The sequence below is a fragment of the Paraburkholderia sp. Ac-20347 genome, from assembly GCF_017104805.1.
GTDB classification, from domain to species: domain Bacteria; phylum Pseudomonadota; class Gammaproteobacteria; order Burkholderiales; family Burkholderiaceae; genus Paraburkholderia; species Paraburkholderia tropica.
The window spans coordinates 13,011-35,252 of sequence record NZ_JAAGPN010000002.1 but is presented as its reverse complement, the minus strand read 5'-3'; the positions used below and the strand labels follow the sequence as shown (position 1 = coordinate 35,252).

Here is a 22,242-nt window from a genome sequence, read left to right as displayed (position 1 = left end):
TCATCGATCAACACGGGGAGCCGTTCAATGGACATCATGCAGGACACCGAATCCGGACATATCCGCGTGCGCGACGGCGCGCGCATCGGCTATTCACTGCGCGGGGATGCGAGGAGCGCACGGCGTTACGTGCTGCTGCACTCGCTCGGCATGGATCGCGCCTTCTGGGAGCCGGTGGCTGCGCGCCTGGCGTGGGATGCGCTGGTGATGACAGTCGATTGCCGCGGACACGGCGCATCGGACAAGCCGGCCGGGCCGTACACTGTCGAGCAGTTTGCGCAGGACGTGCACGAACTCGTCGGCGCATTCCGCTTCGACGACGTGGTGATCGCGGGCGCGTCGATGGGCGGATGCGTCGCGCTGCAGTTTGCGGCGACGTGGCCGCGTCTCACGCGAGGCGTCGGGCTGATCGACACGACGGCGTGGTACGGCGAGAACGCGCCGAAGAACTGGGAAGAGCGCGCGGCGAAGGCGGAAGCGGGCGGTCTCTTGCCTCTGGTCGAGTTTCAAATCACGCGCTGGTTCGGCGATGCGTTCCGTGCGCAAAACCCGGAGGTCGTCGCGCGTTGCGTCAATACGTTTCTGCGCAACGATGTGCATGCGTTTGCATCGACCTGCCGGATGCTCGGCGCGTTCGATGGCCGCGCGTCGCTGGCGAAGGTACGCGCGCCATGCGCGATCGTCGTGGGCGAGGAGGATTACGCCGCGCCGCCGGAGATGGCGCGAGCGCTGCACGCAGGAATCGTTGGTTCGACACTGACGCTGATTCCCGGCGCGCGGCATCTCACGCCGCTGGAAACCCCCGATATCGTGATCGCCGAACTGAGCAAACTCGCGGCGTGAGCGAACAGCCGAGCGCGCGGATCGCACAAGACCACGCGCCGATATAAAAACAGGAGACATTCGATGCGACATCCCGCAGGCAGTACCGGCCCCGGCTCGCCCGAAGCCGCGCCGCGCATCGCCGAGGCGCCGACCGGCGCGGCGGCATCGGAACCGTGGTATCGCGCACTCAACCGCAAGCAGTGGAATGCGCTGTTCGCTTCCAACCTCGGCTGGCTATTCGACGGTTACGAAACCTACGCGCTGATTCTGACAGTCGGCATTGCGCTGCGGCAGTTGCTCGAACCGGCGATGTATTCGCAGATACCCTTCTACGCGGGCCTTGTTATCGCGCTCACGTTGCTTGGCTGGGGCGTGGGCGGGCTACTCGGCGGCATCCTGACGGACTATATCGGCCGCAAGCGGATGATGATGCTCGCCATCCTCGCGTATTCGCTGACGACCGGACTGAGCGCGTTCGCCTGGAACTGGGAGTCGTTCGTGGCGCTGCGCTTCATCGTCGGACTGGCGATGGGCTCCGAATGGGCGACCGGCACGGCGATGACCGCAGAACTCTGGCCGGACCAGCATCGCGGCAAGGGTGCGGGTCTCATGCAATGTGGGCTCGGCATGGGTTTCTTCGCGGCGTCGCTGGTGTGGCTGTTCATGAGCCAGACGGGCGAACATGCGTGGCGCTACATGTATCTGCTGGGCGTGCTGCCGGGCCTCGCGACCCTGTGGATGCGTCGCGGCGTGCCCGAGTCCGAGCATTGGGAACGCGTCAACGAGAGCCGCAAGGAAATACGTGCGCGTCAACGCGACGGCGTGGCGCTCGACGAGCGCGAGCAGAAGCTCAGCCGCTTCACGCTGGTCGACCTGTTCTCGGTGCCGGCGTTGCGGAGGCGCACGATCATCGCCGTGCTGATGTCGCTCACGACGACGCTCGGCTGGTGGGGCATCTCGACGTGGGTACCGCCGTACATCGGTTCGGTGGCGGTGCAGACGGGTCTGTCGGCGGCGCGCTGGGCGAGCTTCGCGGGCATGGCGTACAACGTCGGAGCGATCGCAGGCTATATCGGCCTGGGCTTCATGGCCGATGCGTTCGGGCGCAAGCGCATCACCTTCCTGTTCTTCGGCATGGCGTTTGCGATGACGCCGGTGCTTTTCATGTGGACGCACGATATCGGGCTGCTGCTGGTCGTGTCGGCGGTGACGGGGTTCTTCAGCCTCGGTCAGTACACGTGGATGCCGACCTGGCTGCCCGAACTGTTCCCCACACGCATGCGCGGCACGGCCATCGCGTTCTGCTTCAACGTACCGCGACTGCTTGCATGGTCCGGGCCGCTCGTCGCGGGCACGCTGATTTCGCGTTTCGACGGCTACGGCCACGCGGCCGTGACGGTCGGCTTTATCTATCTGCTCGGCCTGTCGCTGACACCGTTCCTGCCGGAAACCAACGGCAAGCGCCTGCCCGAGGACGTGTAGCGCGTCCGTTCTGACAGGTGGCGCGGACAAGCCGGTCCGCCGCCGCTTTCCACCGAACGCATCCAACCGCACCGACCGGCGCGCGGACAGGAGAGCGTCGCGGGCGCTTGCATCCGTCGTTCGTGGCTCGCACGTCGGATCACGGCGAAAACTATAAAACTGGAGACATCGACCATGAAAAAGCTCTGTCTGGCCGTGTTCGCGGCCTGCATGCTGACGTCCGGCGCGCACGCTCAAAGCGCTGTTACGTTGTACGGCAGTATCGACGAAGGCGTCACCTGGACGAATAACGCGCAGGGCAACCATAGCGCGTTCGCGGGACCGATTGCGGTGCCGGATTTCTTCGGCCTGCGCGGCCGCGAGGATCTTGGCAACGACATGAGCGCGATCTTCGCGTTGCAGCAGGGCTTCAAGTCGAACACGGGGCAGTCGACGATCGCGGGCGAGGCGTTCGGCCACTTCGCCTATGTCGGACTGTCGAGCGTGCGATATGGCGCGCTGACGCTTGGGCGCCAGCTCGATCTTGCCGCCGATGCGCTACGCGTCAATTCGAACGGTGCGGATCAGTTCACGTTCTATCTCTTTCACCCGGCAAATCTGGACAACCTCGGCATCATCGGCGATTCAATCAACAACTCGGTGAAATACACCACGCCGCTCGTTCACGGTCTGAGCGCGAGTGCGCTGTACGGCTTTGCCGACGGCAGCACGCAGCCGGGCCGTGTGGTGAGCACGGACGTGGTTTATACGCAAGGTCCGCTGCGGGCGTCGTTCGTCTATAGCAGCTGGCGCAATCACGCGATTCCGCTCGTCTCCGGACTCGGCGAAAGCGCTTTCCTCGGGCAATCGCTTGCCAACGGGGCGGTTTTTCTCGCGACGAAGCAGGACATCTTCGGACTGTCCGCGTTATACAGGTTCAGCTCGCTCGTCGATGTACATGGCGTGCTGACGCAGGTGAATCTTGCATCGCGTACACAATCGGGGCGCATGCGCAACGCAGAGGCGGGCGTCGACTATCACGCAACACCCGCGAACACGATCACGCTCGGCGGTTACGTTTCGTGGCTGACAGGGACGCGCTATGCGGAACTGGGCATCGGGGATCTGTATTCGCTGTCGAAGCCCACGGTAGTGTATGCGCAGATTACGTATCAGCATGCGGAGGGTGCGGCGAATGCGGCGATGCCTCTTCTGGCACCATCCAGCAGTCCCAATCAACTCGCACTGCGTATCGGCGTGCATCACTTCTTCTAAGAGCGGGACTGCGAACGCAATCGTGAAGCACCAGCCAAGTTCTTAGGTGGCAACTCGGCCGATCTGCGGGATAGTTGATATCGGCGATTTGATCGTCAGGTTTTTCACCTCAACCCATGGGTCTCGGACCGTGGAGTCGCAGATCCGGATCTCCAAACGACTGGTGGCCCCGGTCAACCCCACCGTTCCTTCCGATCCAGGAGACGGCTATGCTAAAAGGTGGCCGTTCGACAGAAAAATTGGCCAGCGTGTCGCCGTTGCGATACCTGCGGCGGCGAGAAGCATGTCTCGCACGAGGCCGCCGCAATGACCGCCGATCGTCGTCGTCAAACCGATGGATTCCCGCTCGTGCCGGTCTAGAACAAGCGTTACGGGCACCGTACCCTGGGCGGGCGGTTCTGTGGAAATCCCTCTGCTGTGTGTGCTATACCCAGGACACTGCAGGCCGTCGTCGCTCGTCATCTAAATGCGCCTCTCACGTTTAGGCAGGTTTTATTGCCTATTGACGGACAGGTTGGATTAACCTCAGACGCCGCCTTTTTTGCAACGGGTACTGCGCCTGTGTGTCCGATGAAAACCGCTTGCTCGTGCCTCATGCTTCTCCGGCTCCAGGCCGTCGCTGCTGGCGAGAACACACTCGGCGATGGCACCGACCGGTGACTGCTAGAGCGCCCGGCGATGCGCAGGCAGCGCGTCGCCGGCGTCTGTCGATCCGCGATCGGGTATCGGGGGCGGCGTACTTACTCAGGCACGGCAACGGGTGGGCTGACCATGAAGTCGCGAGATTATGGCCGCCTGCTCGACGCGTGGCTGATGCATGTCGCGATCGACCGGGATCCGGACGGGCAGACGATGAGTGCATTGCAGCAACTGCTTGCCGCGCCAGTTGCGATCCCTTCTCGCGAGTTCAGGATGTTTCCGCTGACCAAAGGGCAGGGGACGGCGTATCTGTTAAGGGTGGTCGAGCGCCAGCATGCATGCCGGTGGCTTCTTCCGCCAGCCTGAAGGGTTCGCAGAACCCGTTTCCCGAGCGTTTGGCCTTGGCGTTTTCCCTGCTTCCGGCGGCGTCCGCGCGGCGCAGTTCCACGCCATGGAATTCGCAATACGTCCGCACGCCGCCGCCGGATTCCCAACCCTTCCAATCGTCCTTAGCATGCACCCGTGCGTCGACCGGTGATCTGCTGGACGAAGTCCCCGCAGCGATTCTTTCCGCAGGACGCGCCATTTACTTCGTTATCCATATATAAGATCTGGAGACCCTGGATGAAGCCCCCTCGTATCGTGCCTCTGAGTCTGCTCGCCCTGATGCTGCCGGCTGCTGCGCAGGCGCAAAGCAGTGTCACCTTGTACGGCATCATCGATACCGGGTTCATCTATACCAACAACATCCAGGGCTCGCACCAGTATGCGATGGAAGCAGGCTGGTTCCAGGGCAACCGTTGGGGGCTGGCGGGCGCGGAAGATCTCGGTGGCGGCTATCAGGCCGTGTTCCGGCTGGAGAGCGGTTTTTCCCCGCTGACCGGCGCGATGGGGCAGGGCAACGCGATGTTCGGCCGCCAGGCTTACGTCGGCGTCGGCACGCCGTACGGCACGACGACGCTCGGGCGTCAGTACGATTCGATCGTCGACTACGTCGAGCCCGCGCGTGCCAACACCGCGCTGCTGATCAATCACCCGGGCGAGTTCGACAACCTTGGTAACGACTACCGGCTCAACAACGCCGTCAAGTTCGCCAGCGTCAGCTATGGCGGCTTCAAGTTCGGCGGCGTGTTCAGCGCGGGCGGCGTGGCCGGCAATTTCCAGCGTAACCGCGCGTGGTCGATCGGTTCGTCGTATGCGCATGGGCCGTTGTTCTTCGGTGTCGCCTACCTCAATGCGGAAGACCCGAACTTCTCGTACTACGGCAACAACCCGGGTTCGAGCACGACGGCAAGCAACATGTCGACGTACCGGATCTTCTCGGATTATGCTTCGGCCCGCACGCTTGAGACGCTGGCCGCATCCGCCGGCTACAGCGCTGGCCCACTGAGCGTGGCCGCGACCTACACCAACGTGCGCTACAGCGGGCTCGGCGCGCTGGCCTCGCTCGACCCGAACGGTTATCGCGGCACGGCCGCGTTCAATACGGCGGAAGTCGCCGCCGGCTATTCGATCACGCCTTCGCTGAAGCTCGGCGCGTCGTACCAGTACATCCACGGCGCGCCGGTCGGTGGTGGCGACGCCGGCCGCGTCACGTATCACGAGGCTGACGTGTCGATCGACTACTTCCTGTCGAAGCGCACCGACGTCTACGCGATGGTGATGGCGCAGCAGGCTTCGGGACGCGATTCGACGGGGCATGCGGCGGTCGCGCAGCTGTGGGCGCTGTCGGCGTCGTCGTCGAACCGGCAGGTGGGCTCGGTGATCGGCCTGCGTCACAAGTTCTGAGCGCGGCGCGCCAGTTCCATGTGCTGGGAGTGGCGCGCCGGGGACGCAGCCAGCACAGCCCCCGTGACCGGTTGCGACGGGTAGGATTTCGAACATGGCCTTCGCGAAGCACGCAGGCCGGTCAAGACAATGTGCGGAGACAATCAGCGATGAAATTTCGCGGACAATATCGAACGACCATCCTGGTGATGCTGCTGCTCGCCATGGTCATCAACTACATCGACCGCTCGGCGCTGTCGATCGCCATGCCGTTCATCACGCGCGACTTCCATCTGAACGCTGCCGAGAAGGGCTTGATCTTCGGCGCGTTCTCGATCGGCTACGCGGCCTTCAATTTCCTCGGCGGTTATTTCTCGGACCGGTTCGGCGCGCGCCGCGTGCTGACGGTGTCGATGGCGGGCTGGTCGATCGCGTGTGGGCTCACCGCGGCCGTGTCGGGTTTCTGGTCGATGCTGGTGTTGCGGATCGCGTTCGGCGTGGGCGAAGGCCCGAACTCGGCGACCGCCAATAAGGTGGTGAACACGTGGTTTCCGCTCAACGAACGCGCCACGGCGGCTGGCGTGAACCAGGCAGGCGGCCCGCTCGGCGGGGCGCTTGCCGGGCCGGTGGTGGGCTCACTCGCGCTCGCGTTTGGCTGGCGCGCGTCGTTCCTGGTGATGGCTGTGCTCGGGCTCACGTGGGCCATCGCGTGGCGCTGGCTGTCGACGGAAACGCCTGCGCTGCATCCGCGTGTGAGCGCCGCCGAACTCGAGCAGATCGAAGCCGGCCAGGAAGCCGTCGAGGCGGAACCGCACGAGAAGGTGTCGATCCGCGAAGTGATCGGCACGCGCGCCGTGCTGACCACGGGCATTTCGCTCTTCTGCTACAACTACATCCTGTTTTTCTTCATCACGTGGTTCCCGAGCTATCTCGTCGACGCGAAGGGGATCAGCCTCAAGGACATGAGCCTCGTCAGCTCGCTGCCGTGGATCACGGGGGCGATCGGCTTCTTCTCCGGTGGTTTCCTCGTCGATACGATCTACCGTCGGACCGGGCGACGTATGTTCTCTCGCAAGGTCGTGCTGGTGACGTCGCTGCTGATCGCTGCAGCGTGCATCGCGTTGACGGGTCTGGTTGACGAGGTCTATACGGCAGTGGGCGTGATGACGATCGCTATCGGGCTGTTGATGCTCGCCGCGCCGGCTTACTGGGCGATCATTCAGGACAGCGTGCCGCGCCGCCAGGTCGGCACCGCGAGCGGCTTCATGCATGGTCTCGCGAACTGCTCGGGCATCGTCGGGCCAGCGATCACCGGGGCGCTGGTTCAGACCACAGGGAGTTTCGTCAGCGCGTTCGTGCTGGCGGGTGTAGTGGGGCTTGTCGGTTCGTTGATTCTCGCGTGCTTCGTGGATGGCTCCGATCGTCTGACAGAGCCGACGCTCGCCTGAAAGGGGGGCACCGAAGCAGAAAACGCCTCACTTGCTGCCTTTCGGGTCAGCTTCCTCGCAACTCCTGTCTTTTATTTGCAAGCGCACGTCTTCTCGGGGCGTGCGCTTTTTTCTTTGAGGTCACCACCGAATGAACGATTCGTCACTCGCCCTCAGCGAAGGCATGCAGGCCTTCATCCGCACAGCGGCAGCGTTTCGCAGCGCCAGCGATGACTGGCCGTCGCGGCGCGCCGCTTTTGCGCGTCAATGTGCGCATTTCACGCGGCCGGCGGAACGCACGCTGCAGGTCACCGATCAGCGGATCGGCGGCGTGATGACGCGTTGTTATCGTCCTGCGGGTTCGGCGCCGTCTGCAGGCTGGCCGGTGCTCATGTATCTGCACGGCGGCGGTTGGACCGCGGGCAGCCATACCACGCACGACTGGTTCGCCCATGCGCTGCTCGAGCGGGCCGATCTCGCGATCGTCGCGGTCGACTATCGGCTCGCACCGGAGGCGAGCTTTCCGGCGCCGCTCAACGACTGTCTGTCGGTATGGCGCGGGTTGGGGGACGCGGGTCTGCCCCTCGATCTGGCGCGCGTCGCGGTGGCAGGTGACAGTGCTGGCGGCACGCTGGCGGCGGCCCTCTGCATTGCATTGCGTGATCACGGACGAGCGCAGCCGAAGGCCCAGGCGCTGCTGTATGCGGTGTTGACTGCGGACGATACCGGTGCGTCGATGCGCGAGTTCGCGCAGGCGCCGACGTTGTCCGCGGCGGGACTCACGGAATCCCTCCGGCTCTATCTGCCGGAGGCGGGCGACTGGCGTCATCCGCATGCGATGCCGCTCGCAGGTGGAGACCTGTCGCGGCTTGCGCCCGCGCTGGTGCTCGTGGCGATGAACGACGTGTTGCGCGATCAGGGCATCGACTATGCCGCGCGTTTGCAGGTGGCAGGAGTCGACACGGAATTGTGGCGCGGCGAGGGACTCGTGCATGCCGCGTTGCGGGTTCCTGAACTCGCGGAAGTTGCGGCGGCTTACAACCGGCTCGCAGCATTTTTGCTTGAACAAGACACTGCGGAGCGGCGTTGACGTTAGCGACGGACGGCTGGCGTGTAGCGATGCGAGCCTTTGCGTCATCGGACCGCGCTGTCGGCGGTTATGGAGCGCGCGGAGTTGGGCGTTCGCGCGCTCGCGAATGGTCAGCGGGTCAACGCCTGGGTGCGCCAGGGAGTCAGTAGGTTAGCAGCTTAGAGGAGAGGGAGGCGGTCGTTGCCGCTGCCCACCCCGATAAACTTTCTCAACGCGCTCGCACGAAACGCGACACGACCGCCTCATCCGGCGCGAGCCCGATCCCCGGTGCGTCGGTGACGCGGAACCGGTGACCCTCACGGATCGGCGTGAGTCCGATCAGTTCTGCCGCGGGGTCGACGTAGAGGTACTCGACCTGCAGCATCTCCCGATACGCAGTGGCGAGATGCAGTGTGGCAAGAAAGCCCGGACCGAAGTATGGGCTGTGCGGCAGCACGCCAAGCTTCGCTTCACGCGCGAGCGCCATGATCTCGACGAACTCGGTGATGCCGCCCACCTTGCTGACGCTCGGCTGCAGATAGTCGACCGCGCCGGCGTCGATCGCGTGCCGGAACTGCGTGGCCGTGCACCAGTTTTCGCCTGCCGCGATCGGCACGCCGTGCCCGCGCAACCGCGCGAGCCGTGCGAAGTCTTCGGGCGGGAAGATCGGTTCCTCGAGCCACGAGATCCCGCCGAGTGCGCTCAACCGCTCCAGGTATCCGCGCGTTTGCGCATCGTCCCACGCGCAGTTGACGTCGACCGATACCGGCGCGGTGCCCGCCACTTCCGCGTGTGCCGCTTCGATCACGTCCATGTCGATCTCGTGCAGCTTGATGTCGGTGAAGCCTTCCTGCAGCGCGCGCCCGCAGATTGCCGATGCGCCCTGCGCGTCGCCGTAACGCACGAGGCTCGCATAGGTCGTGAGCGTGGCCGGTTCCGCGCCGCCCAGCAGGTTCCACAGCGGTACCCTCGCGCGCTTCGCCGCGAGATCGTAGAGCGCCATGTCGACGCCTGAGATCGCGAACAGCGTGATGCCGTAACGCCCGAAAATATGCAGTAGCCGTTGCGCCTGGCGGGTCCAGTCGGCAATGGAGTCGACCGTCGCGCCTTCGATCAGCGGCTTCACGCGGGTATCCACCACACTGCGCACGGCATCGGCAACGAAATAGCCGAATGCCTCGCCCCAACCGATGTTGCCATCGGTGTCCTCGACGCGGATCAGCACCGTTTCGAGCGACTTCCACGCGGACGGTGTGATGCCAACGCCCTTGCTGCGGTCCTCGAACGGAATCTCGACGACGCGTGTTTCGACGGAACGGATCTTCATTGCGGCGACCTCACGATGAGCGGTTGCGGCACATACGGTCCGCCGACGAAGTCGGGGCCGGCCGTCACCGGCATCGCCTCGCGTGCGACGAAGCCGGGCGCAAGATGATCGAGCGCCGCATCCTGCGGCTGATAGCCGAGTTCGACCGCTCGCGCGTTGTCGAAGAACGGATCTGGGCAGCGCGACACGCCATACACCACGTCGTGCGTGATGCCGTGATGCTCGAAGCCGATCCGGATCAATTGCGCGAGGTCGCGCCCGCTGACCCAGATATGCAGGCGGCGGCCATCGGCCACCTGATCGTCAGCGTTGCCGATGCGGATCGACAGCGCCTTGATGCCATGACGATGCGCGTAGAGCGCGCAGGCGCCTTCGCCGAACACCTTGCTGAGCGCGTAGAAACCATCGGGCGCGACAGGCGCGGCATCGCCGGCGAAGCCATCCACACGATGCTGGCCAAGCACGTGATGGCTGCTCGCGAACACGAAGCGGCCGATGCCGTATTCACGGCACGCGTCGAGCAGATAGAGCTGCGCGCGATAGTTGGCATCGAGCGTCGCTTCGAAGTCGATGTCGAAGCTGTACGCGCAGGCCAGATGCAGGATGCCGTCCACGCCTTCGGCGGCGCGGCGCACCGTCTCGCGGTCGGTGATGTCGCCCACCAGGGCTGTTTCACTGGCCGCGAGACCGGCGGGTTCGCGCCGGTCGAGCAGGCGCAGGCGGTAGTGTTCGCGCAGCCACGGGCGCACGCGGGTCGCGACGCCGCCGGCCGCGCCGGTCACAAGAAGGGTCTTCATCGTTGAAACGGGTTCGGTTGTCATCGCGTGTAGTCGCAGGCGACCCACTCGAAGTAAGTCTTCAGGTCGGCAATCAGCGCCTGATGCGCAGGATGCGGCAGGTACCGTTCCACTGCGGCGGCATCGTCGAAACTGGCTTCGAGCAGATAGTCCCAGCAGATCGGCCGGGCGAGTTCGTTGGCGGATACGCGCCAGCCGCGAATGAAGTCGATCTCGCGATCGAGATTGCGCATCCGCTCGACGAGCGCAGCTTCGCGCAGCGCATCTTCCGCGACCTGCGGCAGGCGTCGAAACATCACGACATGCTGCATCATGACACGATCCCCCCGGTGTTCGCGGCGATGGCCCACTGCGGTGCGTCCTGCAATGCGACGGGGCGCAGGAAGCGCTCGATTGCCGTGTAGCCGACCGAGGTGGTCTGCGGCTGCGTCGATGCAGGCCACGGGCCGCCGTGCTGCTGCGCGTCGCACACGGCGACGCCGGTCGGCAGGCCGCCGAACAGCACGCGTCCGGCGATCCGCTGCGCAGCGGCGGCGAGCGCGCGATGCTCGGGCGTATCGGTGTCGGCGCCCCACAGCGTGACGGTCAGCGAGCCTTCGACCGCGGCGAGCACGGCCAGCGTGTCATCGGCGTCGCGCACGTTGACGAGCAGCGCGGCGGGGCCGAACATCTCTTCGCGCAGCACGGGGTTGGCGATCAGGCTGGCTGCATCGGTTTCGTAGAGCCGCGGTGCCGGTGCTTCGCCGTCGGTGGACGATGGTGCGAGCCGCGTGCGGATGCCTGGTTGCGCGCCGATGCGTGCGGACGCGTGTTCGAAGCCCTGACGCATGGCTGCCGTGAGCATCGCGTGCGGTTTCTGTGCTTTAAGTGCCTGCGCGAGCGCAGCGGCGAAGCGTTCACCTTCGGCATCGTCGCGGATCACGATGAGGCCGGGGCTCGTGCAGAACTGGCCGCAGCCGAGCGCGATCGATGCAGCGAGCGCAGTGGCCGGTGCGTCGACGCCATCTGCGAGCGCTGCGGGCAGCACGACGAGCGGATTGATCGAGCCGAGTTCGCCGTAAAACGGAATCGGGCGAGGGCGCGCGTTCGCTGCACGCCACAGCGCGACGCCGCCCTGATACGAACCAGTAAACGCGACGGCGCTGATGTCGGCGTGACCGACCAGATACGTGGCGGCATCACGCGTGGCCTGGCCGACAAAGGCGATCACGCCTTCGGGCAGGCCCTGTTCGCGCAACACGCGTTCAGCCAGCGCATGCACGCGGTGCGACAACTGCGGATGCCCGGAGTGCGGTTTGACGACCACGGTGCAGCCGGCCGCGAGCGCGGACGCCGTGTCGCCGCCCAGCACAGAAAACGCGAACGGGAAATTGCTGGCCGAGAACATCGCGACCGGCCCGAGCGGTGCGAGCACGCGCGTGAGACGCGGACGGCCCGCAGGCGGTGCCCCTGGCACAGCAGCATCGTCGATAGTGTGCGCCGCGGCGCCCGCCTCGACACGTTCCGCAAACCCGCGCAACTGGAACGCGGTGCGAACTAGTTCGCCGGTCAGGCGCGTCGTGCCGAGCGACGTTTCGTCGTTGGCCAGCGCGACGAGTGCGGCGGCGTCGGCTGCGAGCGCGGCGGCGAGGCCGCGCAGCAGCGCACTACGGGTTGCGTGCGGTGCCGTGCCGTAGTGCGCCTGCGCATCGGCTGCGCGCGCGACAGCGGCATCGATGGCGGGAAACGCGCGCGGCGCGTCGTGCTGCTGCGAGGGCGAGTTGGGATACGTTGCATTGCTCACGATTGCGGCTCCGCTGCGACGTTGCTTTTCGCGTCGAGGTGATAGCCGCGCGCGGCGTAGTCGAAGTCGACCAGCTCGTTGATCGCCACGCCACGGTCTGCCGGCGACGCGTAGTACGCGCGGATCTCCCTGATCCGGCAGGTCTCACGGTCGAACACGTACCACTCGTCGCCGCGCAGTGCGGTGCCGGGCTTCGACTTCCAGTGCGTCCACTCGATCACCGCTTCATCCGAATCGTGCGACACGAGGATCTTCTCGATCGTCCATTGCGAACCCAGTTCGGCCACGCACCATTGCCATTTGCGTGCAATGGTTTCGGCGCCGCGCCACGGAATGTCGGGCAGGCCGGCCGGGAAGTAGTGCACCGCGTCGGGCGTGAAGCACGACACCAGCTTGTCGAAATCGGCTTCGTTGCAGGCGTCGAAGTAACGGCGGATCAGCGCGGCATAGCGGGCGGCCTGGCTCTGCGTGTCGTCGCTGGTGTTGCGCGTGTCGCGGTTCGAATCGGTTGGGGTCATGGGGTCGCTTGCCTCCTGATGTGAGCTGCGCGGTCAGGCCGTGCGGGTGCCGGGTGCATGAATGACAGTTGAAACGCTGAGCGCCAGTGTAGGAGCCTGCGGGCTGAGACGGGCCGTTGCCGGAGCCCGCGCGAGCCGTGCATTTCCAGATACTGGAACCGGCTCCGTCATCGCGCCGGTTCCCAGCCAAGCGTGACGCGCGCCTGCCAGCGCTCGCCCGGCGCCAGCACATGGGTGCCCGTGCCTTCGACGCCACGCGCCGCGAGATTGAAGCCATTCGCGAGGTGGCTGACCGGTTCCACACAGCACAGCGCGCCGCCGCGCGGCGCGTACACGACGAGGTGCGTGAGTGGGCCGTCGGCTGTCATGTGCAGCGTGCCCGTGCGTCGTTCGATGCGGGCGGCGCCGTTCCATTCGCTCGCATAGATCGCGCAGTCGTGGGTTTGCCAGTCTCGCGGCGTCAGGATGTAGGGCTGTTCTGCGACGCTGCTGCTTCCTGTTGGCAGGAGGCGCTCATCGAGTTCCCAGCGGCGGCGCGCGGCGAAGTGGATGCAGGTGTGCGCGTCGGTGGCGAGAAACGGATGCCAGCCGAGGCCAGCGGGCATCGGTTGCGAGCCGGTGTTGGACAACTCGAACGACACGTCGAGCGCACGCGCGCGCAGCGTGAATGTGATGCATGCGTCGAACGGCCACGGCCAGTGCGACGTCGCGGCCTCGCTGAGCAGCAGTTCCGCGCGGTAAGAATCGCTCGCGAGCACGCGCCACGCGCGGCGCTGTGCATGGCCATGCAGCGTGTTTGGCGGATCGAGCGGGTGAGGCTCAAGTGCGTGCTCCGTTCCGTCGAACGAGAGACGGGCGTCGGCGATACGGTTCGAATACGGAATCAGCGGGTAGGCGCCGGCTTTCGGCCAGCCATGTTCGGGGGCATCCCACGCGTGTAGTGGCACGACGAGTTCTAAATCGTTAGTGCGCGAGCTGGGATTGCCGCCCGCCGTGAACCGGCAGAGGCGAGCGCCGAGATGCGGTGCGATCTCGGCTTCGAGCGCGCCGTTGCTGAGCACGACGCGCGACAGGTCGTTCATCAGGAAGCTCCTGCGAATGGATGCGGTGAAGCAGGCACTCAGGCGTCGAACCGCAGGCGCAGCAGGTGGCCCGACAACGGTGCGCTGGCGAGCGATTCGATCGGCTGGTGATTGCGGTCGCTGGTCACATAAAGCGTCGCGCGTCCGCTGTCGGCTGGGACGAACGCGAGGCCCGTCGGCGCGGCGACCGGCAGGCTGACGATGCGCTCGAGCGCACCGTCGGCGCTGAAGCGCATCAGGCTCCAGCCGTCGCGCAACGCGGCCCAGATGCCACCGCTGTCGTCGAGCGCAACGGCCGACAGCCGGCCCGAACCGGGCGGCATCGACGCGAACCGGCGCACGCTCGACGAGCCACGCTTCAGCATGTACAGCGTGCCCGACGACGAGGCCGCGGCATACGCTTCGGTGCCATCGGCCGACCACGTGAGCGAGTCGATCGTCTCGCTGAATTTCCACACGGCCTCGAAGCGCTGTGCGTCGTTGACGAAGCCGAGCTGCCCATGTGTGCCGTGTTTGAACCACGCCCAGCTATAGCCGGACGGATCGATGCCGAGCAGCGTGATGTCCGGATCGTTCCAGATGCTTGTGCCTTCGTACGTGGTGAGGGTATCGTCAACGCCGAGTACGAGATGACGGCCGACCTGCGCGACCAGCAGTCCTTCCGGCCGCAACTGCAGCCCGGTAATGGGCGCGTCGAGCTGGCAGACAATGCGGTCGTGGCTGCCGGTGTCGCCTGGGGTATGCGTGCATGCGCGCACGGCTGGTGCAAGCGTGTCCGCCCAGAACAGCGTGCCGCGTGCCGGCCACCACACGGGAAACGCGCCATGAAACGCCCATGACGTGCTGGCGGGCGCGACCTCGTCGGCGTCGCTGCCGCGGCTCGCCGTCTGCAGTTGCGCGCCCACCCGGCGCGCCGCTTCGACCAGTTCCGGCCCGAGCAGTTCGAGCCGCGCGAGCGACATCCGCCATGCGGGGCCCGCGACGCTCAGTGCACCGCGCACGCGGCCCTCGCGGTCGAGGATCGGCGCCGCGACGCAGCGTACGCCCAGCACGATTTCCTCGTCGTCGATCGCGTAACCGCGCGCAGCCGTGATGCGCAGTTCCACCTGCAGCCGCCGGCGGTCGGTGATCGTGCGCGGCGTGAGCGCCGTCATCGTGACGCCGCGCAGCAGCGTGTCGCGGTCGTCGCGCGGCATGCACGACAGGATCGCCTTGCCCTGGCCCGTGCAATAGACCGGCTTGCTGCGGCCGAGTGCTGCCGACGAGCGCTGCGAATGCGCGCCGTCGCAGCGTTCGAGTGAGATCACGTCGCTGCCGTCGAGCGCCGCGAGATACGTGGTTTCGCCCGTGAGATCGCGCAGCGTGCGCAACTCGGGTGCAGCGGCCGCGACGAGGTCTGGCATCAGGTACGAGTTGCGCACCAGTTCCAGATACCGGAATCCAAGCCGGTACACGCGGTGCGTCGGATCGCGGCGCAGCAGGCCGTGTTCGATCAGCGTCGCGAGGATGCGATAGAGCGTGGTTTTCGGCAGACCTGCACGTGCGAGCAGGTCTGCATTGGTGAGCCCGTGGGGCGTTGCACCGACCATATCGAGCACCGTCAGGGCCTTTGCCAGCGCTGCGGTTCCGTCTCCTGCCGTCATATTTCCACCTTTTGGAATTCGCTGGTGATCGGCCCGTCTGTGGGCAGCTGACGTTCGCAACTTTAGCAGTAGGATCGTCGTTAATGGAGCGGTCGAGCTCCGCCAGTTCCAGAATATGGGACTGGAGTCTACCTAAACGACGGATATGAGGATTTCAGATGACATTGCACGCCTATGCGGAGGGCCTGGACCACGCAGTCGATCGCGCCATTCAGGTCAGCGACGAGACACTCGCACGCCTCGCGAAAGTCAGCAGTGGTTCGCTGACGACGCAGCTCTTTAAGCGTGGCTTTCGCCAGCCGGCTCTCGTCGGGCTGCGCGCGCTCAATCATCAGGTGAAGCCGTTCGCGGGCCGCGCGTTCACGATGCGCTTCATTCCCGCACGCGAAGACATCGATACCTACGGCACGATGACGACGCGGCCCAACGGCGACAACCTGCAATGGCAGGGCATCGAACAGGTTTGCGAAGGCGATGTGCTCGTGATCGACAGTCGTGACGATCCGCGTGCCGCGTCAGCGGGCAATATTCTCGTGACACGCCTGCTGGCGCGCGGTGCGCGAGCGATCGTCACCGACGGCGCGCTGCGCGACGGTAGCGAGATCGCACAGATGGCATTACCGGCTTACGCGCGTGAAGTTACGGCGACTACGCGCATTTCGTATCACCATGTCGCCGATCTGCAGGTGCCGATCGGTTGTGCGGGTGTGGCGGTGTATCCAGGCGACGTGATCGTCGGTGATGCGGACGGTCTGACAGTGGTGCCTGCGCATCTTGCCGTCGAGATGGCGGACATCTGTGAAAAGCAGGACGATATCGAGCACTATCTGGCGATGCGGATCGCGTCCGGGGATGCACTGTGGGGGGTGTACCCGCCGAGCCCGCAGGCGTACACAGACTACGAAGCGTGGGTGAAATCGGGCCGCCCGCCGATTGAGCCACTGCCGCAGATCACGCGCACTTGAGCATGCATGGGAGACGGGCGTTTGCGAGGAAGGCAATGCGCCCGTCCCAGTGAGTTCAGCGCGGCCGCGGCTGCACTCATTTGTCGGAAGCTAGTGATCTTCTTCGTTAGCGGCACTCTTGTAGTGACGGCGAGCGGGGAAGCACGCCGGTGGGAAGTGGCAGCGACGTGGAGACGTAGTACTCTTCTCGCGGGTATGGGTCGCCCGTATGGTCGACGATAATGCGCTCACGCATTGCCCGACTGCGGGGGCACCCTCAGTCCGATGGACCTGAAGCTTGAACTTTTGCGGTCGATCGCCTTCTTAAGGAGTCCGGTCTGAATAATTCGTTTTCGGCGTCGGCCGGCTCACGCTGCCAATGCCGAAGCCGCGAAGCGGTTTAACAGCGACAGGAGCACAAGGACGTAAAAACGCCGCAGCATCCTGAGAATCATGCGCAGGTTGTAGCCGGCGCCACAAAGCACGGCATTGATCGCATCGTCCAGCGTTCCCTTCAGCCAGTTCCTGTCGAGTTTGCCATCTGCCTTCATATGACCGATCGCTGGCTCGATCGCGCTGCGCCGGCGGATCATGGCGCGCAGCGTTCGCGTTATGCCGCGCCGCAGGCCGGGGTGGTAGACCTTGACGCCATCCGGTTCGGCGCCCCGACAGCCACGATCGACGGTGGCGATTTCCGGTTTGACGTCACTGAGAATCGCCGCCTGCTCCAGCGCTTCTTCTAGGGTATGACCATCGTACGGATTGCCCGGCATCGAACGCGCGCCTACGACCAGTCCTTCACGGTGCGTGGTCGTGATCGAAACCTTCACACCGAATTCGTACGGCGTTCGCGCCTTTCCTTTCGCCAGACACTCGACTTCCGGTGTGTGCAGCGCATACAGCTTGTTTTTGTCCTTCGTCTTCTGCGTCAGGATCCGTCTGGTTCGGGCGATTAGTTCCTGCAGCTCCGCCCGTTTGCCGTCAACTACCGCGCCGAGTTGCCGCTCGACATCGCGCATGACCCGACTCACGCGCGAGCGCAGGGTACGCAGCGCCTTTCCGATCCGCCGGTATTGCTTCGCATGTGCGTAGCGGTCGATCTGCGTGGCCAGGCGCGGTGCCTCGCGGTTGTAGTTCTGCCGCAGTTTCAGGCCGTGCCGCGTGGCGGCCTTCACCAGATGTTCGCGACAACGCTCCAGCAGCCGCGAGTCAGTCGGATGTGCAATCGCCTTTGGCATCACAGTTGTATCGACGATGATCCGCTTCGCGCTCGACGCCTTGATCACGCCGGCACGCTTCGCCACCTCGATCGTCTCGGCGAGCAGTTCCTCGACGCCGGCTTCGCCTAGCCGTTTGCGCCACCGCGTCAGACTCGATGGATCGATCGGCGGTTCGGTCTGCAGATACGTCTCGCCCGTAAAAACCTGCCAGTAAGGGTTCTCCACCCATTGCCACACGACATCCTCGTCGGACAGGTCGAAGGCGTGCTGCAGATACAGCAGTCCAGCGATCAGTCGCGTGATGTCGCTGGTCTGCCTTTAGCCGAGACAAAGCTCGCGCTCATCGAAGCGCCGAGCCGTTCCCAGTTGATCAGCTCGGCCAGGCGTACCAGCGGGTGCTTGAGCTCGACCTGTTCTCGCAGCGGATGCCGGAACAGGTCCTTCTCCGCTACAGGTGCCTTTGGACCCATCTGAACCTCGTCAGAATTGGCAGGCTTCACGCAGTAATATGCCAGGCCTCTGCAATTCCAACAACACGATTTCTATCGGCAACCCCCGCCGCTTAAGGCTCCACGGATTGTTCAGGATGGACTACGGAGGTCGATCCCTTCAGCGATCTGTCCTTCGTGTTTTGAGTCTCCGGGAAGAAAAACAACTAGTCCGGCCTTATGCTGCGCTTCCCGGGAGGACTCGTTATTTAGCGAGGTTTGCGTGACCTGCGTAGATATCTATTTGCGCCATTGAATCTCGCGATTGCGGCGGAGGTATCGGCCTCCAGCAGTTACCACGGTGATAGCCTTCAATTCTGATATCAGGTGGACTTGAGTCGATGTTGCATCAGGAACCTGGATATCCGGAATTCAGTTTTCTCGCCAACGAAAGACGGGGGCTTTGAGCGTTCTGTCCTGCGCCAGGACGCGGCGATAGACTTCCGGGGCGTCTTCTGGGGAGAATGGGGCGTCCAGCAGATATTCGGTATTGACTGTTCGTTCTCCTGCCAGACGAAGATAGGTCTGCGTACTTTGGCGGGCCAGCTTCGGCTGGGCATTCACGTAGCCGCCAATGATGCAAAGTCCTTTGGAGAAAATCGCGTCATAGTCCAGGTTCATGAATCCGCCATATCCTGTCGAAAACACCACCGTGGCCTGCGGCCCGGCGAGACGCAGCGCGGTATTTGTTCCCGATGGGTGGCCGGACAGATCGATGACCTTCGGCAGTCCGCCTGTCCGGTCGAGGAATGCGTCAAGGGCGGTTTGATCGGTGGGGTCAAGTACTTCCGTTGCCCCAGCCAAGATCGCTGCCTCGCGGCGCACTTCGACGAGGTCGAGGGCGATGACAGGCGATGCACCACAGGCCCGGGCAAACTGGACCGCCAGATTGCCGATCGGGCCTTGACCGACAATCCCGATGGAGTCGGACAGTCCGACACCAGCGAGCTTTACCATCATCGCCGCAGTCTGGCCGAGGATGAACAAGGCGGCCTGCTCGAACGATACGTTATCCGGAATGACATCGATGTCTACGGCGCGCGCCAGGGAGTATGCAGCATGGGCGCCAATTGGGCGTCCCTGATTATCGAAACCCGAGACGACGCGAGCACCGGGTTTCAGGTCTGCAACGCCCTGTCCCACGGCCGCCACATATCCCGTCCGGGAGTACCCGGGGACGAACGGAAATGTCGTCTGGAGCACCCGATGGGACTCGTCGCTGGAAAGCCATTCGGCCTCCGTTCCCGGGCTCACCGTACTGATGACGTTCTCGATGAGCACTTCGCCGTGACCGGGCTGACCGATTTCGACGTTCTGCAACTCGACCTTACCCGGGGCAGTCCAGACAATGGACTTTGTCTTCACCTTACGTTCTCCTGGATATGGCATGTTCGGGCGCGGCGCATGGTACCGCCCTGACGGGGCGATATCGTAGGCCCGGCTGCGCCCGTTTAAATCATGCCTTGTATTGTGTTACGTGATATCAGACGCCGCCCAAAGCGACGTATTTGATCTCGATGTATTCGTCGATGCCGTATTTGGATCCTTCGCGGCCCAGTCCCGACGCCTTCATGCCGCCAAAGGGCGCGACCTCCGTGGAGATCAGTCCTTCGTTGACGCCCACCATCCCGAATTCGAGACTTTCCGTGACCCGGAAGATGCGACCCACGTCGCGAGTGTAAACATAACTGGCTAGACCGAATGGCGTATCGTTGGCCAATGCGATGGCGTCTTCTTCCGTATCGAACCGGAACAGCGGAGCCACCGGGCCGAACGTTTCATCGTGGAAGATCTGCGCGTCGCACGGTACATCCGTGAGCACGGTCGGCTCGAAGAACGAGCCACCGAGTGTATGACGCCGCCCCCCAGCCGCAATCTTCGCACCGCGCGACACGGCATCGGCAATGTGCTCCTCGACCTTGAGGACGGCCTCCTCGTTGATGAGCGGACCCTGCATCACGCCGTCGTCGAGTCCGTTGCCGACCTTCAGGCGCCCCGTTTCCGCGGCGAGGCGCTGTGCGAACGCATCGTAGATGCTGGACTGCACGAGGAACCGATTGGCTGCGATGCATGCCTGGCCGGTATTCCGATATTTTGCGGCGACGGCACCCCTGACCGCGGCGTCGAGATCGGCATCGTCGAAGACAATGAACGGTGCGTTACCGCCCAGTTCCATGCTGGTCTTCTTGATCGTCGGCGCGCATTGTGCGAGCAGTTGGGAGCCGACCTCGGTCGATCCGGTGAACGACAGCTTGCGCACCTTTTCGTTTGAGGTCAGTTCGCCGCCGATGACGCGCGCTGATCCGGTCACGATGTTGCAGACCCCACGGGGAAGGCCCGCGCGCTCCGCGAGGACACCAAGCGCCAGCGCGGACAAGGGCGTCTGGCTGGCGGGCTTGATGACACCGGCACAGCCCGCTGCCCAGCCGGGACCAGCTTTACGGGTGATCATCGCTGATGGAAAGTTCCACGGCGTGATCGCGGCAAACACGCCGATCGGTGCCTTCTGCACGAGAATGCGGCGGCCGTCGATATTGTGCGGAATGATGTCGCCGTACACTCGCTTGGCCTCTTCGGCAAACCATTCGATGAAGCCGGCGGCATACAGGATCTCGCCGCGTGCTTCGGCGAGCGGCTTGCCCTGCTCGGCGGTCATGATGAGCGCGAGGTCATCGATGTGTTCGAACATCAGGTCGTAGAGCGTGCGCAGCACCTTGGCTCGGTGCTTCGGAAGCGTCTTGCGCCAGCTCTGCATCGCCGACTCCGCTGCGGCGATTGCGCGCTGGGTTTCCGCCGCCCCGGCGTTCGGTACGCGGGCGACCAGCTCGCCGCTGGCAGGATTGCGGACCTCGAGCGTCTGGCCGCTATCGGCTTGAACCCACTCGCCGTTGATGAGAATTGCCTGACGCAGCAGCGTCGGGTCTTTGAGTGGAAGGAGAACAGGTTGGCTCATGATGGCAGGCCTCAGTCCGGATGACGGCCGATGAAGAACGCTTCGTCGGGATCGCTCGTCGGATTCAATCCGGCGGCTTCCTGACCTCGCCGTAACGCGGCCATGTCGCGCGAATAGATGCGCGCGGTCGGGTGACGCAGCGGGCCGCCGTTATAGCCCTGCAGCCAAGCTTCGTATTTCCACATTACCCGGTTGATCAGCCCGTTAGAGGCCTGTGGCACGCTGTTGAACGCCTTGCGCGCGGGATCGAGCTTGTAGAACCAGTCGGTCGCTTCGTTATACTTACCCTCCTTGATGAGGTTGAAGATCTTCGGTAGCACCGGGCCGTAGTAGGCCGAGAAGTTCGTCCCGCAGAACTGCACCGGGATGATCTGGGCGAGCGGGATGTATTCCCATTCGATCGGCATCGAGATCACGACTTCCTTATGAAACGCGCGATGCACCTCGATGGCTGCCATGATGTGCGGCATCCCGCCTTCCGCCTTGATCGCGACGACGTTCGGGCAATCGTCGACCAGCCTGCGCAGCAGGGGCAGCGGAAGATCCGACGGATGCAGTCGTGAGAAGCCCCAGCTCGGCAACGGGAAGATCATGACGGCGAGATTCGTCGCGTCGCACAGCGCGCGAGTGTAATCGTAGACCTCTTCGTACGACTTCGGATAGAAGAACGGCGGGTAACCGAGCAGGACGAGTTCGGCGCCGGCGGCTTCCGCACGCTTTACGGCCGCGATATTGTCTTCGAGCGTGTTGAAGACAGCCTGATGGACAATGAAGATCCGGCCATTGGCCTGCTCAACCATGGTTCGCGTGAACTGTTCGTATTCATCGGGCGTGATTGCAACTTCCGAGCACGCGAGCGCGCCGGCAAAACCGTGACCGATCGTGGTTTCCACGTCATGACGGATCGCTTTCTCGTTGAGGCGTTGGAAATCGGACGTCATCGTGGGGATGACGACATTGGCAACACCCACGAGATGTTCGCGTGCCCATTCGCGGGCCTCGTTACGGTGATATCTGGCCATGG

General features: G+C 64.2%; 18 protein-coding genes and 1 pseudogene. 8 read left to right on the top strand and 11 right to left on the bottom strand.

Going from position 1 to position 22,242, the window contains the following annotated elements; translation table 11 throughout:
* The first annotated feature begins 27 nt into the window (after window positions 1-27).
* The 7 genes from G3N97_RS00740 (at window position 28) to G3N97_RS00710 (ending at window position 8,484) form a co-directional block, all read left to right on the top strand.
* Window positions 28-843 (top strand): alpha/beta fold hydrolase, encoded by an 816-nt coding sequence (locus G3N97_RS00740; protein WP_205991429.1) that lies wholly within the window; start codon window positions 28-30, stop codon window positions 841-843.
* A 63-nt stretch (window positions 844-906) separates the two neighbouring features.
* Window positions 907-2,307: an MFS transporter gene (locus G3N97_RS00735; RefSeq protein WP_205991428.1), complete on the top strand. Its 1,401-nt coding sequence runs from the start codon at window positions 907-909 to the stop codon at window positions 2,305-2,307.
* Window positions 2,308-2,481: 174 nt separating this feature from the next.
* Entirely contained in the window at window positions 2,482-3,561 is a 1,080-nt protein-coding gene (locus G3N97_RS00730; protein ID WP_205991427.1) for a porin, read from the top strand.
* A 771-nt stretch (window positions 3,562-4,332) separates the two neighbouring features.
* Window positions 4,333-4,566: a hypothetical protein gene (locus G3N97_RS00725; RefSeq protein WP_205991426.1), complete on the top strand. Its 234-nt coding sequence runs from the start codon at window positions 4,333-4,335 to the stop codon at window positions 4,564-4,566.
* A 258-nt stretch (window positions 4,567-4,824) separates the two neighbouring features.
* A complete protein-coding gene (locus G3N97_RS00720) occupies window positions 4,825-5,988 on the top strand; it encodes a porin (protein ID WP_205991425.1) in 1,164 nt (387 codons plus the stop codon).
* A 149-nt stretch (window positions 5,989-6,137) separates the two neighbouring features.
* Window positions 6,138-7,415: an MFS transporter gene (locus G3N97_RS00715; RefSeq protein WP_205991424.1), complete on the top strand. Its 1,278-nt coding sequence runs from the start codon at window positions 6,138-6,140 to the stop codon at window positions 7,413-7,415.
* Between the two features lie 163 nt (window positions 7,416-7,578).
* Complete coding sequence (locus tag G3N97_RS00710; protein WP_205991423.1) at window positions 7,579-8,484, top strand: alpha/beta hydrolase; 906 nt, start codon at window positions 7,579-7,581, stop codon at window positions 8,482-8,484.
* Window positions 8,485-8,692: 208 nt separating this feature from the next.
* Here G3N97_RS00710 and G3N97_RS00705 read toward each other — a convergent pair whose 3' ends face one another.
* The 7 genes from G3N97_RS00705 to G3N97_RS00675 all read right to left on the bottom strand — a co-directional run bounded on the left by G3N97_RS00705 (window position 8,693) and on the right by G3N97_RS00675 (window position 15,613).
* Complete coding sequence (locus G3N97_RS00705) at window positions 8,693-9,790, bottom strand: mandelate racemase/muconate lactonizing enzyme family protein (RefSeq protein WP_205991422.1); 1,098 nt, start codon at window positions 9,788-9,790, stop codon at window positions 8,693-8,695.
* Window positions 9,787-10,587 (bottom strand): NAD(P)-dependent oxidoreductase, encoded by an 801-nt coding sequence (locus G3N97_RS00700; RefSeq protein ID WP_205991421.1) that lies wholly within the window; start codon window positions 10,585-10,587, stop codon window positions 9,787-9,789. Before G3N97_RS00700 ends, G3N97_RS00705 begins: the two co-directional genes overlap by 4 nt.
* 20 nt (window positions 10,588-10,607) lie before the next feature.
* Complete coding sequence (locus tag G3N97_RS00695; protein ID WP_346777995.1) at window positions 10,608-10,937, bottom strand: Dabb family protein; 330 nt, start codon at window positions 10,935-10,937, stop codon at window positions 10,608-10,610.
* Complete coding sequence (locus G3N97_RS00690; RefSeq protein ID WP_205991420.1) at window positions 10,898-12,370, bottom strand: aldehyde dehydrogenase family protein; 1,473 nt, start codon at window positions 12,368-12,370, stop codon at window positions 10,898-10,900. Before G3N97_RS00690 ends, G3N97_RS00695 begins: the two co-directional genes overlap by 40 nt.
* Window positions 12,367-12,888: a nuclear transport factor 2 family protein gene (locus G3N97_RS00685; RefSeq protein ID WP_205991419.1), complete on the bottom strand. Its 522-nt coding sequence runs from the start codon at window positions 12,886-12,888 to the stop codon at window positions 12,367-12,369. Before G3N97_RS00685 ends, G3N97_RS00690 begins: the two co-directional genes overlap by 4 nt.
* Window positions 12,889-13,055: 167 nt before the next feature.
* Window positions 13,056-13,970: a hypothetical protein gene (locus G3N97_RS00680; RefSeq protein ID WP_205991418.1), complete on the bottom strand. Its 915-nt coding sequence runs from the start codon at window positions 13,968-13,970 to the stop codon at window positions 13,056-13,058.
* Window positions 13,971-14,008: 38 nt separating this feature from the next.
* Window positions 14,009-15,613: an IclR family transcriptional regulator C-terminal domain-containing protein gene (locus G3N97_RS00675; RefSeq protein ID WP_205991417.1), complete on the bottom strand. Its 1,605-nt coding sequence runs from the start codon at window positions 15,611-15,613 to the stop codon at window positions 14,009-14,011.
* A gap of 158 nt (window positions 15,614-15,771) precedes the next feature.
* On the opposite strand from G3N97_RS00675, the gene G3N97_RS00670 reads away from it, so the two are divergent.
* On the top strand, window positions 15,772-16,578 hold the full coding sequence (locus tag G3N97_RS00670) for a ribonuclease activity regulator RraA (protein ID WP_205991416.1): 807 nt from the start codon (window positions 15,772-15,774) through the stop codon (window positions 16,576-16,578).
* A gap of 347 nt (window positions 16,579-16,925) precedes the next feature.
* On the opposite strand, the pseudogene G3N97_RS00665 reads toward G3N97_RS00670, so the two are convergent.
* The 4 genes and pseudogenes from G3N97_RS00665 to G3N97_RS00650 form a co-directional block, all read right to left on the bottom strand.
* Window positions 16,926-18,247, bottom strand: a pseudogene (locus G3N97_RS00665) (IS5 family transposase).
* A 390-nt stretch (window positions 18,248-18,637) separates the two neighbouring features.
* Entirely contained in the window at window positions 18,638-19,630 is a 993-nt protein-coding gene (locus tag G3N97_RS40085; RefSeq protein ID WP_205991415.1) for a zinc-binding alcohol dehydrogenase, read from the bottom strand.
* A gap of 118 nt (window positions 19,631-19,748) precedes the next feature.
* Entirely contained in the window at window positions 19,749-21,218 is a 1,470-nt protein-coding gene (locus tag G3N97_RS00655) for an NAD-dependent succinate-semialdehyde dehydrogenase (protein WP_205991414.1), read from the bottom strand.
* Window positions 21,219-21,229: 11 nt separating this feature from the next.
* Window positions 21,230-22,240 (bottom strand): dihydrodipicolinate synthase family protein, encoded by a 1,011-nt coding sequence (locus G3N97_RS00650; RefSeq protein ID WP_205991413.1) that lies wholly within the window; start codon window positions 22,238-22,240, stop codon window positions 21,230-21,232.
* Between the last annotated feature and the right edge of the window lie 2 nt (window positions 22,241-22,242).